We start from the raw sequence: 13,039 nt of genomic DNA on the forward strand, positions 1-13,039 counted from the left end.
CTCTTTGAGTTGAGGGAAAAGGAGCGCCGCGGCGCGGCGCTCCTTCAAAGGGATGTTATTCGCCGACGTAGACGGGCTTGCCGTCAGCCTGGATGTCGGCCTTCCACGAAGCCTTGATCAGGTCGACGACGCTGTCGGGGATCGAGACGTAGTCGAGACCCTTGGCGGTTTCCTTGCCGTCCTTGTAGGCCCAGGCAAAGAACTTCAGCGCTTCGCCGGTCGCGGCGGCGTCATCGGGGGTCTTGTGGATCAGCACCCAGGTCGAAGCAGCGATCGGCCAGGTGGCATCGCCGGGTTCGTTGGTGATGATGACGTTGAAGTTCTTCGCGCCCTTGAAGTCGGCATTCGAAGCAGCCGAGCCGAAGGATTCGAGCGACGGCTCAACGACCTTGCCGGCGGCATTCAACATCTTGGAGTACGACAGGTTGTTCTGCTTGGCATAGGCATACTCGACGTAGCCGATGCCACCGTCGGTCTGCTTGACGGTGTTGGCAACGCCTTCGCTGCCCTTGGCGCCGACGCCGGTCGGCCATTCGACGGCAGTGTCCGAACCAACCTTGTCCTTCCAGTCGGGCGACAGCTTGACCAGATAGTCGGTGAAGTTGAAGGTCGTGCCCGAGCCGTCCGAACGGTGGACGACGGCGATCGCCGTCGACGGCAGGGTCAGGGTCGGGTTCAGCGCCTTGATCGCGGCGTCGTCCCAGGTGGTGATGGCGCCAAGGTAGATCTGCGCAATCGTCTTGCCGTCAAGGATGAGTTCGCCCGGCTTGACGCCCGTCAGGTTGACGATCGGCACGATGCCGCCCATCACCATCGGAAACTGCACGAGGCCGTTCTTCTCCAGATCGGCGTCGGACATCGGCTTGTCGGTGGCGCCGAAGGTCACGGTCTTGGCGATGACCTGCTTGATGCCGCCGCCCGAACCGATCGACTGGTAGTTGAGGCCGACGCCGGTGTCTTTCTTGTAGGTGTCGGCCCACTTGGCGAACACCGGATAGATGAAGGTCGAGCCGGCGCCGGAAAGGTCCGCGGCCATGGCTGCAGAAAGGGTGAAGGTAGACGCTGTGGCCATTGCAATCGCAACGACCGCTGAGCGGATGAAATGTCTCATGTGGCCTGCTCCTGTTCGGAAGATGGTCTCTCGGCGCCATCCTCTCGGCGCCCGCTGAGGCCAATAGCCTTCGATTATAACAGTCGCATGACAGTTTCATGTCACCCCGGTAACGCGTCATCGGGGCGGGGAAAATGCCGGCTTGCCGGCGCTTGCGGCGGAACCCGGCTTTGTGCCCGGAATCAGGCACTTGCGCCGTTTCAGACCGAGAGTGACCCGCGGTTTCGCGATCAACGCCTCGGCAAAGAAAATCCGGACGGGAACGCGTTGCTCTCAGCCATATGTCGTGGCCGGGCCATCGCCGAAAACAGGTCCGTTGGGGTAGGTTGACGCTGTCTCATGCCGGCGGTCGCTGCTCCCGCCCGTAACTGGAAGAGCGGAATTCGAATATGGCCATTGTCTCGGCTGGGCGTCGCCTTGGATATGGTGCGATCGCGCCATAGTCTTGCCCCAGCGGGGGTCGCGAATCTCGGCCGGGTTCCTCGAGCCGGCTCGATGCAACGCCGGTCTTACCCGGCGTTGCGCTGAGCCTGGCGGCTGGCGCCGACCCAGCGCTCGACCTTCTCGAGCAAGGCCCTTGGGCTGATCGGCTTGGGCAGGTAGTCGTCCATGCCGGCCTCCAGGCAGCGTTCGCGATCGCCCTTCAGCGCATGCGCGGTGACGCCCACGATCGGCACATGCGTGCCGGTTTCTTCCTCGAGCCGGCGAATGGCGGCGGTGGCTTCGAGCCCGTTCATCTCCGGCATCGAGACATCCATCAGGATCATGCATGGATTGAGCCGGCCGAAGGCGTCGAGCGCCTTGCGGCCATTGCCGACGATCTCGAAACCATAGCCGGTCTCGCCGAGGATCTGGGTGAACACCATCTGGTTCACCTCATTGTCCTCGGCCACCAGGATATCCAGCCTGTCGCCGCCGGCCGTCGCGGGTGGCCGGGGGCGAACCAAGGGCGGCTGCAGCAGCGCCCGTTGTTCCGCCGGCGGCTGTGGCCGCACGATCTTGGCTGGAGGGATGTCGGCTGCCGGGGGCTGGGCGTCGGCCGTGTTGTGGCGATGCCGCTGGATGGTGGCAACCAGCGTTTCCAGCAGCACCGATGACCGGGCCGGTTTGATCAGCTGGGCATCGATGCCGAGATCGCGATAGCTGGTGTTGGCAAGCGACTGGTCGACCGAGGTCAGCATGATGATCGGCGTGCCGGCGAGGCCAGCGGTGTTGCGCACGATCCGCGCCATTTCGGCGCCACTCATGCCCGGCATCTGGTAGTCGAGCACGACGCAGTCGACCGGCACGCCATAGGCGGCGGCCGCGATCAGCACCTTGAGACCCTCGGCGCCGCTTTCGGCCGCGCAGGAATCGAACGTCCACGATGTCATCTGCTCGGTCAGGATGGCCCGGTTGACGGCGTTGTCGTCGACGATCAGCACGCGCGCGCCGGTCACGTCGACAGGCGTGATGCGTTGCCCATTCTGCTGTCCGGCCCGAGGCAGCGTGACGGTGAACCAGAAGGTCGAACCCTTGCCTTCGGCGCTCTCGACACCGATGTCGCCGCCCATCAGTTCGACGAGCCGCGAAGTGATGGCAAGACCAAGGCCGGTTCCCTCGTGCCGCCTCGTCGACGAGGTGTCGACCTGGCTGAATTTCTCGAACACGAGTTTCAGCTTTTCCTCGGGGATACCTATGCCGGTATCGGTGACCGAGATCGTCAGTTTCGTCCCGGTCGGAACTCTTTCGCCGGTGACATCGACCAGCACATGGCCTTCATCGGTGAACTTCACCGCGTTGCCGAGCAGGTTGGTGACGATCTGCCTGATGCGGCCGACATCGCCCACGAACAGGCTCTCGAGACGAGGCTCGATGCGCACGATGAGCTCGAGATCCTTCTCCTTGGCGCGTGTCGACACCAGTGTCGCTACATCCTCGATCGCCTCGGCAAGGTTGAAGGGCGCCGGATCGAGCACCAGCTGGCCGGCGTCGATCTTGGAGAAATCCAGGATGTCGTTGATGATGGTGAGCAGCGCGTTGCCCGATTTGACGATGATGTCGGTGAATGTCTTCTGTTTCGAGTTGAGGTCCGATTTGGCCAGCAGTTCGGCCATGCCGAGCACGCCGTTCATCGGCGTGCGGATCTCGTGGCTCATATTGGCGAGGAATTCCGACTTGGCGCGGTCGGCGAGCACTGCGCGCTGCCGTGCCTCGCGCAGTTCGGCCTCGCGCGTCTTCAATTCGGTGATGTCGGTGGTCGATCCGATCAGATAGAGCGAACCGTCGGAGGCGATCATCGCGCCCTTGCGGGCGAACTGATGCCTGACGGTGCCGTCGGCCAACGTCACCGTCTCTTCGACCTCCTGGGTTTCGCCGGTCCGCAGCACCGCAAGGTCGCTGCCGACAAAGGCTTCGCCGTCCGGCCCGAAGATCTCGATGTCGGTCTTGCCGATCGCCTCTTCCTTGGCGAAGCCGGTCAGGTCGCACCAGCCCTTGTTGACATAGAACTGCCTGAGATCGGAGCGCTTGGCGTAGATCGACACCGGCACGTTGTCGATCAGGCTGCGGAACACCTCGTTCTCGCGCATGCTCTCTTCCAGCGCGCGCTCGCGCGCCTTGACCTCGGTGATGTCGGTGCTCGAACCGACCAGATGCACCGATCCGTCCAGCGCCACCAGGCGGCTCTTGCGCGTCATCAATTGCCGGACCGTGCCGTCGCGATGGGTGACGGGTTCCTCGACCTCCTTGACGGCGCCCGTCACGGCGACCTCGGTGTCGTCATGGCTGTAGCTATCGCCGTCCTGCCCACCGAACAGCTGGCGGTCGGTGCGGCCGATGACCTCTTCCTTGGCGAGACCTGTTATCGCGCACCAGGCCTTGTTGACGAACTCGATGCTCAGGTCCTGCGCCTTGATGAAGGCAGCCACCGGTAGCTCGTCCAGCACGTGGCGGAACAGATCGATCTGGCGCATCGAGTCGCGCAACGCCTTCTCGCGGCTCTTGATCTCGGAGATGTCAACGCGAACGCCGATGAACGTGCCATCGTCGGTCCGCATGTCGTAGACCTGATACCAGCGGCCATCGGGGTTGTGACGTTCGAACGAGGAACTGGACAGGCGGTAGCGGGCAAGGATCGCATCCAGCCAGCGATCGGGGTCGCCGTCGTAGAGCGTGTCGACTTGCGGGTCTCCGCTGTTGCGGAAATATCCGTTCGAATGACCGAGGACGAGCGCTTCGCGAAGTGTACAGCCGGGCTGCCATGCCGGCCTCAAAGCCGGCAGCGTGTCTTGGATCTTGCGGTTGGCAAAAACGAACTTGTCGTCGCGGTCGTAGATGATGACGGCCGCGGGCAGGGATTCCAGCACGCTGGCGAGATGCTTGCGCGCATCTTCGGCCTCGGTCTCGCGGCGCTTCATGTCGGAAATGTCGAACAGGAAGCCGGCGACGTAGTTGCGGCCGCTGGCCATGCCGACGCGGCTCTTCCTGACGATCCGCGAGCGGCTGGCGCCATCGGCCTCAAAATTTTCTTCGACTTCGTAGGCACGTCCGCAGGCAAGCACGTCCCGTTCGCTCTGTTCGAAAAGCGCGACATTGCTGCCTGAGACGAAATCGCCGCCGGGCTTGCCAAGCATGGCTTGCGGCGTCTGGCCAAACAAGGCGGCGAACGCCTCGTTGACGAACACAAACCGCAAATGGTCGTCCTTGACGAAGATCGGATCCTTGACGGCGTTGATCACCGCTTCCGCCAGCCGCGCTTTCTCCAGCGCGTCGGCAAGTTCGGCCTCGCGATCCTTCATGTCGGTGACGTCGACATAGGAGATCAGCCGCTTGCCGCCGGCCAGCGGCGCCATCGACGAGATCAACGTGCGGCCATCATTGCGCGGGAACTGTCGCGATCCGGCCGTGCCGGCCCTGATTTCCGCCTCGCGATCGGCCATATGCCGCTGCCATGTCGCCTCGTCGGCACCATACGGGTCGACGTCGCGGCTGGCGTCCATCAGCTCGCGAAAGCTACAGCCGATCTCGGCGCGCCGGGCGTCGATCTGCCAGAAATCGTAGAAGGCACGGTTGATGACTTCGGCGCGCAAATCGGCATCGAGGACGAGGACACCGATCGGCATCTGGTCGACCATGGCGCGAAGGTTGGCGAAGGTCTCCGCGGTCCTGGCATTGGCGTTCTCGACTTCGGCGTCGCGAAGCTTCAGATCGGTGATGTCGTAGTAGGTCAGCAGGCGCTTGCCGCCGGACAGGGCAGTGACCGAGAACATCATGGTCCTGCCGTCGGCATGGGGGAACTCGCGTGGCGCAACGGAGCCGGCGCGGATCTCCTCGATGCGGGTGGCGAGGTAGCGCTGCCATTGCTGTTCGTCGATATCGCCATAGATGCCGTTGCGGCGGTTGAGTTCCATCAACAGGCTGAACGGGGCGCCGACGGTCACGGCACCGTCCGGGATCCTGGAGAGGTCGCGATAGGCCTTGTTGACGATCAGCGTATCGAGCCTCGCGTCCAGAAGCACGACGCCCATGTGCATGGCGTCCATCGTCCGCTCGAGATCGGCAAGATGCTGGACGGGTTCGCTATCCGCCGCAGGCTTCTGCTCCAGAGCCCCGAAGGCGCCGGCCAGCGCCGTGACGTTGCGGCCAATGCCGCGATAACCGGCAAATCCTCCCTCGCCATCGAACCTTGGAAAGCCCGACGTCAAGATCCAGCGGCAATCGGAGCGGCCGCCTTTCAGCTCATGCACGAAGTCGCGAAACGGCCGATGCGCCTGCAGATCCGCCAGATGCGCGGCACCGCTGCGGTCGTCGTTCAGGACCTGGTCGAGGAAGTCGAAGCGGAACCGGCCAAGCACGTCAGCCGGATCGATGCCGGTGGCTGCCTGGTAGTTTTGCGAGAGCCAGGAGAAGCGCAGTTCGGCGTCGGTCTCCCAGACCCAGTCCGAACCGGCTTCGACCAGCTGGCGAAGCGTGTCGGTCGAATCCCTGCCCGCAGGGGACGGTAATGCAGCGTCGCCATGCGCTGCCGATTTGCGAGGCTCGCGCTTGCCGCGCGCGCCGATTGTGTCGTCCGCTTCCGCCATGCCGTCCCACCCGAAAACCAAGGCCGAACCCTCCCCCGCGGTTCGTCGCCGGAATGTGCCCGACAAGCATTAACGATCCGCTAACCTTAATGGGCGGTTAGATATTTCGGTCGACACGGCCTGCGTTATTCCGCCGGCTTGCCGGCAGGATTGAAGCCGCTATATAAGCTTCAAGGGATATTGCGGATGGTTGGACGGATCTCGCCTTGCTTCATGGGGCTGATGCTGCTTTTCGGCAGCGGCTGCTCGCGCACCTATGATGGCACCGTGGTCATCCCGAGGCCGCTCGATGTCAGGCGTTTCTGGGATCGGCCACCACCACGTGTCGAATACGAGCAGGTTGAAGACGGCGCCTTTCCGGTGGCGCCGCAGCCGCCGCAGCGATTTTCCGAGCGCAGGGTGGTGACCCATGCCCCGCCAAGACGGCACCGGACGAGGGTCTCGACACCGCCTTCCTCACCTGAACCGGCGAAGCTGCTGACGTGCAGAAACGTCACCGAGCCCGGCAAGAGAGCTCGCATGGTCTGCGAATAGCGATCGATTGGCAAATGCCTGTCATCAAGCTCTGCGTTCAGAGCGAGGCAGCGCCCTTTTTGGGTTCTCTCGCACCGAGCTTGTCGAGTGCGAGACGTACCTGACGCAAATCGTCCTGCCAGCCATCATCGTCGCCCATCGGGCTCTCCGATGCAGCCCGCTGCAGCCCACGAGCCTCGGATTCGATCTCGCGCAGTTCAGCGATTTTCTGTTCGGTGGTCAGGGAGCCGTCTTCGACGATCTCCAGCACCCTCATTTCCCTGAACGTTGCCATGGCGTTTCTCCTGGCTGATGTCGATCACAACGCCGTGAGCGTCCCTCTGTTCCAACTGTCCTTGTGTTCCAGACCATCCTTTATTTGTGTTTGAGCTTGAAACCTTTGCCTGGGCTTCAGCGTTGAATGGGCCAGGAGAGAGGAGAACGCAGATGTCGATCCACTTCACGGTTTCGGACCTGACAAGGAACCTGTTTCACTCGCTGGGGCTGGATCACGAGCGTGCACCAAGGCCCCTCAATGCCGAGCAAAGCCTGTTGCTGGAATGTTATCTGGCCGGCCAGGTTCCGGAATCGGCCTGGAACGATTATGTCTTCGAGACGCCTGACCTTGCCCGGCATGCCGAGGCGAGGCGCAGTCACCACTGAACCAGCATACGCCAAGAGCTGAGCGCACCGCCGTGGCAAGGCGGTTCCGGCTTCCCTGTCGCCTTACTTGGGAGACGTGAATTGCAACGTGAACACGTTGCCGGCGACCCCTTGCGCCAGCTTCGACGAGAAGGTCAGGGGCAGGCAATTCTGCAAGGCCGTCGTAGCCGCGTCGACAAATGATTTTTTCGCCTTGGCGTCGCCGTTCACATGGATGGCTGTCGGCCTCGGGGGGCCGATCAGCGTGCCGTCCCGCTTGAAGCTGAAGCTCAAGGTAACGCTGGCAGTTCCGGCATCCGCCGGCGGCGTCCAGCATGCCTGGATCGCAGCCCCGACATCGCTCATGGTGTTGAGTTCAGCGGCATTTGAAGGATGAACGGCGCCTGCCAGCATCATCCCCGCAACCACAGCCTGCCTCGCAACGCTTTTCATCGCCAGCCCTCGTCTCACTCCTGACCGGCCGTCCATGCCGACTGCCGAAATGGATGGTAAGGCCAACGCCGGCAATGACAATATCTCTGGGCAAAAAGTTGACGCCGAAAATGCGACACCGGAGCAATTCCAGGAAAGGTGTGAAACGGGTTTTCCGTCTGGAATTGCGTTAAAACAAGAAGATAGGACGTCACGTCGACAGTGAGCGAAAGCAAAAAGGCCGGCATTGCGCCGACCTTTCCTTCCACCTCGGCGCCAGTACATCCGTGGTCGCGGGGTGAATTATCGGCAGTAGACAGGGCTTTGGTTAACGAATCCTTAACCTCGGGCCCCCTTTAACCTCAGGCCTTGGCTTGCGATCTCACATAGGCGATGTAGCTGCGCACGTCGCCGGCAGGCTCGGCGTACGCCTTGCCGAGCTTCTTCTCGATCGCCGCCATATACTCCTTGGCCCATTTGGGCAGAGGATAATCGACGACCGCCAGGAACTCGAGCGTCGCCGCCAGGCGGATGTCGGCGATCGACGGGTTCTTGCCGCCGATGAACGGCTTGCCGTCCCTGAAGAAACTGTGGAAGACCTCCAGCGGCTCGGCAATCGCGGCCATCGCTGCCTTCTGGGCTTCGGACTTCTTGTCGGGGTGGGCGTCGCTGTAGCCGACCTCGCCGGCATATTGCGGGAAGCCGAGGAACGGATAGGTTGCGCGCGCCACATAGGGGTAGAGCGTACCGACCAGATAGAACATGGCACTGTCGATCATCGCCCGCTTGGCCGGCGCCTTGGGATAGAATTTCTCCAGCCCGTGCTTGTTCGCCAGATACTGCATGATGGCGCAGCTTTCCCACAACACGCCCCTGGGAAGGCCCTTGTCCTCGATCATTGGCGTCAAATGCGAGGGGTTTCGCGCCGTGAATTCGGGCGAGCGGGTGTGGCCCCAGGCATCGGTCTCGTCGGCGCCCAGCCCGGCCGCGCGCGCGAACACCCGAACGGTCATGTTGTTGACGCTGGGCTTCAGCATGCTCAGCTTCACGGCAGGTTTCTTAGCCGGCTTTGCCTTGGCCTTCGCAGCGGGCTTGGCAGCTGCCTTTACCGCCGGCTTTGCCGCCGCTTTCGCCGCCGGTTTTGCGGCTACCTTGGCCGCCGGGTTTTTCGCGCTCTTCGTTGCTGTCTTGGCCATTTGTTCCTCCCTCTGGTTTGTTCAGTATGGGTTCTTCGGTGCCCGGTCGTCCGACAAGGTTGCGCGGGAACGCTCTACGAGCGCCTGGATCGCATCGGCGAGATGCACTTCCGCAATGTTGTAGTCGCCGCGCGCGACACGCAGCCTGTGCGCTTCCATCAGCACGTCGGCATGGGTGAAGCCGGCCGGCGGCTCGAAGCGGTAGGAGGCAAGCTCGATCAGCAGGCCGAGCGGATCCTCGAAATAGATCGAATCCATGAAGCCGCGATCCTTGACGCCGCTGTGCTTGATGCCGCGTTCGTCGAGCCGGCCAACCGCCTGCAGGAACGTGACGCGCGACACCGAAAAGGCGATGTGGTGGACGCAACCCGGATCGGTCGGCGTGCGTCGCTTCTCCGGCGTACGGCTCTCATCGGTGAAGATGGTGATCAGCCGGCCGTCGCCCGGATCGAAATAGAGGTGGCTCTCTTTTGCCTTGTCGAGGTTGGGTTGCTCGAAAATGAACGGCATGCCGAGCACGCCTTCCCAAAAATCGATCGAGGTCTGGCGCCCGGCGCCGACCAGCGTGATGTGATGCACGCCCTGCGATTGCAGTTTCTGCATTGGCCTTCCTCCCCGCGCGGCATCAACGCACCCGGCGTTCTGCGCGCCGCTTGAGCCGTGCCTTAGGATCCACGCCGCAATGCTAATGCAATCGGCCCCGCTGCGCCAGAAGCGACGAGCGTAGCCGAGATCGGACAACTGGTGGAGAAAGTGGTACGCCCAAGGGGAATCGAACCCCTGTTCCCGCCGTGAGAGGGCGGTGTCCTGACCGCTAGACGATGGGCGCGTTCAAGAACCGGCGATATAGGCTGACGGCTGGGAAAAAGCAACTGGGCTTCGCCGGCTTTGTCGTATCGAGGAAAGGCCGGCCGCAAGCCTACCGTTTCGGCTCGATCAGGTCCCAGAGATTGCCATGCAGATCGGCGAAAACCGCGACCGTACCATAGGGCTCGAAGCGTGGCGGCTCGCGGAATTCGACGCCCTTCTCCAGCATCGCTGCATGGTCGCGGGCAAAATCGTCGGTTTCGAGAAACAGAAAGACCCGGCCGCCGGTCTGGTTGCCGATGCTTTTCTCCTGTGCCTCGTCGGAAGCCTCGGCCAGAAGCAGCCTCGCACCCTGCCCGTCGGCCGGCGCGACCGTGACCCAGCGCTTGCCGCCGCCGAGATCGACATCCTCGACCAGCAGGAAACCCAGCCGCTCGACATACCAGGCAATCGCCTCGTCATAGTTGGCGACGACCAGTGCGACGGTCGCGACGCGACGATGTTCGGCGAACCCGGTCATCCCTTAAGCCTTGCTCATTGTTGCCGACGCTCTTTTGTCGCGGCCCGCTCATTTGTTGCGAATTGCAAAGCGGCCGATCACCCGGCGCTCTGTCATGTCGTAGACGAAGATCGTGCGGCTGCCGTCGGCAAGCTCGGTGTCTATGGACACGCGGTTGCCGGACAGCGACTGGCTGACCACCTTGGCCCCGACCGGCAGCACGATGTCGCCGCTGACCGGGTCGCCGGCCGGCATCTGGATGTCGCCGGCCAGCGGCGGGTTCGCCGGCGCGTTGCGGGCTTTGTAGACAAGGGCGCCGATCACCACCATAAGGGCAAGGAACAGCAGGCCGAGATTGATCCCGACGAAGCGGACGAGTTTCCTGCGCACCTTTTCGACCTCGGGGTCGAGCGGTTTCTCCTGATCTTCCTCGGCAATTGGGCTGGCCATGGCAAATAGTCCGGAACGGTTTTTCAATGAGCGCTCATAGCGAAGAGGCCCCTGAATTGATAGAGGACCAATTCATAGCGACGGCGCCCACCGTGCTGGTGGCGGGCGCCGATGCGGCCGGTCAGCGCCTCGACCAATGGCTGGCTGCGAGCCTCGGCCCGGAGATGTCGCGCAGCCGCGTGCAGATGCTGATCAGGCAGGGCGCGGTCTCGATCGACGGCAAGCCCATCAGTGAGACCAAACGCAGGATGACGCCGGGCGAAAGCGTCTCGGTCGCCATGCCGGAGCCGGAACCGGCGGAGCCGCAGGGCGAGAACATCGCGCTCGATGTGCTCTATGAGGACGACGAACTGATCGTCATCAACAAGCCGGCTGGCCTTGTCGTGCATCCCGGCGCCGGCAATTGGACCGGCACGCTGGTCAACGCGCTGATCCATCATTGTGGCGACAGTCTTTCCGGCATTGGCGGCGTGCGCCGGCCGGGCATCGTCCACCGCCTCGATAAGGAGACCAGCGGCGTCATGGTGGTCGCCAAGACCGACCGCGCCCACAAGTCGCTGTCCGAAGCCTTCGCCGATCACGGCCTGACCGGCGATCTCGAACGCGCCTATCTTGCACTGGTCTGGGGACTACCGCAGCGGCCGACGGGCACGGTCGACGCGCCGCTCGGCCGCGCCGCCGACCGCGTGCGCCGCGCCGTGGTGCCGGAAGGACGCGACGACGCCCGCCACGCCGTCACCCACTTTACCGTGCGGGAGCGCTTCGGCGTCGATCAGCAGGAATTCGCCACGGCCAGCCTGGTCGAATGCCGGCTCGAGACCGGTCGCACCCACCAGATCCGCGTCCACATGGCGCATATCGGCCATCCGGTGATCGGCGACCCCGACTATGGCCAGGCCTTCCGCACCAAGGCCAACCGGCTGCCCGAACCGCTGAAAAGCCAGGTCAAGGCATTTTCCAGGCAAGCTTTGCATGCCTGGCTGCTTGCATTTCGCCACCCGACTACCCATCTAACGATGAGGTTCGAGGTGCCGATACCGAGGGACATGGAGGAACTCGTCGGCGGTTTCCGCAAGCTCTGAACCGGTCACCAACAAGCTTCAAGCTAGCCATCAAAAAACCTGACTGGCATTGTTCACTTCAGCGTGACACACTGTTTCGTGTTGAACAAACGCCTGTCTTTTCTGGTTTTGTTCCTGTATATATCTGATGTCGCGGGCGAGCCTTTTGGTGCTCGCGTCACATGCCCGCCGCGTTTCGGGGGCATCACTCCAATAGAGAGGGGGCGCTATCATGGCCCAGTCACTACCCAGCATTGTTTCCGGCGAAGGCGGCCTCAGCCGCTACCTGGAAGAAATCCGCCGCTTTCCCATGCTGCAGCCGCAGGAAGAGTACATGCTCGCCAAGCGTTATGCCGAGCATGAGGACACCACGGCTGCGCACAAGCTCGTCACCAGCCACCTTCGGCTCGTCGCCAAGATCGCCATGGGCTATCGCGGCTACGGCCTGCCGATCGGCGAGGTGATCTCGGAAGGCAATGTCGGCCTGATGCAGGCCGTCAAGAAATTCGAACCGGAGCGCGGCTTCCGCCTCGCGACCTACGCCATGTGGTGGATCAAGGCCTCGATCCAGGAGTACATCCTGCGCTCGTGGAGCCTGGTCAAGATGGGCACGACCGCCAACCAGAAGCGCCTGTTCTTCAACCTGCGCAAGGTAAAGGGCAAGATCCAGGCGCTGGATGACGGCGACCTCAAGCCCGACCAGATCGCCGAGATCGCCACAAGGCTGAACGTTTCCGAAGCTGAAGTGGTGTCGATGAACCGCCGCCTGTCGGGCGACGCCTCGCTCAACGCCCCGATCCGGGCGAGCGAAGGCGAATCCGGCGAATGGCAGGACTGGCTGGTCGACGACCATGAAAGCCAGGAAGAGATGCTGATCGAGCAGGACGAGCTGGAAAACCGGCGCGCCATGCTGTCGGGCGCTCTGGCCGTGCTCAACGAACGCGAGCGGCGCATCTTCGAGGCTCGTCGCCTCGCCGAGGAGCCGCTGACCCTGGAAGAGCTGTCGGCCGAGTTCGACATCAGCCGCGAGCGCGTGCGCCAGATCGAGGTGCGCGCCTTCGAGAAGGTGCAGGACGCGGTCAAGGCCGCCGCCAAGCGCCAGACCCAGGCGCTGCGCACCATCGAAGCACAGCCGGCGGCGTAAAGCCAACTTCGGCAGCGAAATACAAAGGCGGCGTCAGGAAACTGGCGCCGCCTTTTTTGTAGCGCTGTCTAGAGTATCCGTGTTGGTCAAGGAAGGGATTGGGTCCAAATTCGACCGTCCC

At 62.9% G+C, this 13,039-nt stretch carries 12 protein-coding genes and 1 tRNA gene; 4 read left to right on the plus strand and 9 right to left on the minus strand.

Annotated elements, in window-relative coordinates:
- Positions 1 to 55: 55 nt before the first annotated feature.
- Positions 56 to 1,111: a phosphate ABC transporter substrate-binding protein PstS gene (gene pstS / locus AC07FD_RS18820; protein ID WP_478351069.1), complete on the minus strand. Its 1,056-nt coding sequence runs from the start codon at positions 1,109 to 1,111 to the stop codon at positions 56 to 58.
- A gap of 509 nt (positions 1,112 to 1,620) precedes the next feature.
- Positions 1,621 to 6,174 (minus strand): PAS domain-containing protein, encoded by a 4,554-nt coding sequence (locus AC07FD_RS18825; RefSeq protein ID WP_478351078.1) that lies wholly within the window; start codon positions 6,172 to 6,174, stop codon positions 1,621 to 1,623.
- A 186-nt stretch (positions 6,175 to 6,360) separates the two neighbouring features.
- Between AC07FD_RS18825 and AC07FD_RS18830 the strand changes: the two genes are divergently transcribed.
- Complete coding sequence (locus tag AC07FD_RS18830; protein WP_478351070.1) at positions 6,361 to 6,708, plus strand: hypothetical protein; 348 nt, start codon at positions 6,361 to 6,363, stop codon at positions 6,706 to 6,708.
- Positions 6,709 to 6,745: 37 nt separating this feature from the next.
- On the opposite strand, the gene AC07FD_RS18835 is transcribed toward AC07FD_RS18830, so the two are convergent.
- Positions 6,746 to 6,982, minus strand: a complete 237-nt coding sequence (locus AC07FD_RS18835; RefSeq protein ID WP_095089328.1) for a hypothetical protein — start codon at positions 6,980 to 6,982, stop codon at positions 6,746 to 6,748.
- 152 nt (positions 6,983 to 7,134) lie between these two features.
- Between AC07FD_RS18835 and AC07FD_RS18840 the strand changes: the two genes are divergently transcribed.
- Positions 7,135 to 7,350, plus strand: coding sequence for a hypothetical protein (locus AC07FD_RS18840; RefSeq protein WP_477285082.1), 216 nt, complete (start codon positions 7,135 to 7,137; stop codon positions 7,348 to 7,350).
- Between the two features lie 63 nt (positions 7,351 to 7,413).
- Here AC07FD_RS18840 and AC07FD_RS18845 read toward each other — a convergent pair whose 3' ends face one another.
- The 6 genes from AC07FD_RS18845 to AC07FD_RS18870 form a co-directional block, all read right to left on the minus strand.
- On the minus strand, positions 7,414 to 7,782 hold the full coding sequence (locus AC07FD_RS18845) for a hypothetical protein (protein WP_457153492.1): 369 nt from the start codon (positions 7,780 to 7,782) through the stop codon (positions 7,414 to 7,416).
- 341 nt (positions 7,783 to 8,123) lie between these two features.
- Positions 8,124 to 8,957: a glutathione S-transferase family protein gene (locus AC07FD_RS18850; RefSeq protein ID WP_478351071.1), complete on the minus strand. Its 834-nt coding sequence runs from the start codon at positions 8,955 to 8,957 to the stop codon at positions 8,124 to 8,126.
- Between the two features lie 21 nt (positions 8,958 to 8,978).
- Positions 8,979 to 9,560 carry a VOC family protein gene (locus AC07FD_RS18855; protein WP_095089334.1) on the minus strand — a complete coding sequence of 194 codons (582 nt, stop codon included), beginning with the start codon at positions 9,558 to 9,560 and terminating at the stop codon, positions 8,979 to 8,981.
- A gap of 151 nt (positions 9,561 to 9,711) precedes the next feature.
- Positions 9,712 to 9,786, minus strand: a tRNA-Glu gene (locus AC07FD_RS18860).
- 90 nt (positions 9,787 to 9,876) lie between these two features.
- Positions 9,877 to 10,284, minus strand: coding sequence for a VOC family protein (locus tag AC07FD_RS18865; RefSeq protein ID WP_478351072.1), 408 nt, complete (start codon positions 10,282 to 10,284; stop codon positions 9,877 to 9,879).
- Between the two features lie 48 nt (positions 10,285 to 10,332).
- Positions 10,333 to 10,713 (minus strand): fimbrial protein, encoded by a 381-nt coding sequence (locus AC07FD_RS18870; RefSeq protein ID WP_478351073.1) that lies wholly within the window; start codon positions 10,711 to 10,713, stop codon positions 10,333 to 10,335.
- Positions 10,714 to 10,739: 26 nt separating this feature from the next.
- On the opposite strand from AC07FD_RS18870, the gene AC07FD_RS18875 reads away from it, so the two are divergent.
- Both AC07FD_RS18875 and rpoH read left to right on the plus strand, forming a co-directional pair.
- On the plus strand, positions 10,740 to 11,795 hold the full coding sequence (locus tag AC07FD_RS18875; RefSeq protein WP_478351074.1) for an RluA family pseudouridine synthase: 1,056 nt from the start codon (positions 10,740 to 10,742) through the stop codon (positions 11,793 to 11,795).
- A 211-nt stretch (positions 11,796 to 12,006) separates the two neighbouring features.
- Positions 12,007 to 12,918, plus strand: a complete 912-nt coding sequence (rpoH, locus tag AC07FD_RS18880; protein ID WP_478351075.1) for an RNA polymerase sigma factor RpoH — start codon at positions 12,007 to 12,009, stop codon at positions 12,916 to 12,918.
- The last annotated feature ends 121 nt before the right edge of the window (positions 12,919 to 13,039 follow it).

The organism is Mesorhizobium waitakense, from assembly GCF_056431085.1.

Coding starts and splice junctions, on each gene's coding strand:
- pstS (WP_478351069.1), bottom strand. CDS start 1,111: ATGAGACATTTCATCCGCTCAGCGGTCGTTGCGATTGCAATGGCCACA.
- AC07FD_RS18825 (WP_478351078.1), bottom strand. CDS start 6,174: ATGGCGGAAGCGGACGACACAATCGGCGCGCGCGGCAAGCGCGAGCCT.
- AC07FD_RS18830 (WP_478351070.1), top strand. CDS start 6,361: ATGGTTGGACGGATCTCGCCTTGCTTCATGGGGCTGATGCTGCTTTTC.
- AC07FD_RS18835 (WP_095089328.1), bottom strand. CDS start 6,982: ATGGCAACGTTCAGGGAAATGAGGGTGCTGGAGATCGTCGAAGACGGC.
- AC07FD_RS18840 (WP_477285082.1), top strand. CDS start 7,135: ATGTCGATCCACTTCACGGTTTCGGACCTGACAAGGAACCTGTTTCAC.
- AC07FD_RS18845 (WP_457153492.1), bottom strand. CDS start 7,782: ATGAAAAGCGTTGCGAGGCAGGCTGTGGTTGCGGGGATGATGCTGGCA.
- AC07FD_RS18850 (WP_478351071.1), bottom strand. CDS start 8,957: ATGGCCAAGACAGCAACGAAGAGCGCGAAAAACCCGGCGGCCAAGGTA.
- AC07FD_RS18855 (WP_095089334.1), bottom strand. CDS start 9,560: ATGCAGAAACTGCAATCGCAGGGCGTGCATCACATCACGCTGGTCGGC.
- AC07FD_RS18865 (WP_478351072.1), bottom strand. CDS start 10,284: ATGACCGGGTTCGCCGAACATCGTCGCGTCGCGACCGTCGCACTGGTC.
- AC07FD_RS18870 (WP_478351073.1), bottom strand. CDS start 10,713: ATGGCCAGCCCAATTGCCGAGGAAGATCAGGAGAAACCGCTCGACCCC.
- AC07FD_RS18875 (WP_478351074.1), top strand. CDS start 10,740: ATGAGCGCTCATAGCGAAGAGGCCCCTGAATTGATAGAGGACCAATTC.
- rpoH (WP_478351075.1), top strand. CDS start 12,007: ATGGCCCAGTCACTACCCAGCATTGTTTCCGGCGAAGGCGGCCTCAGC.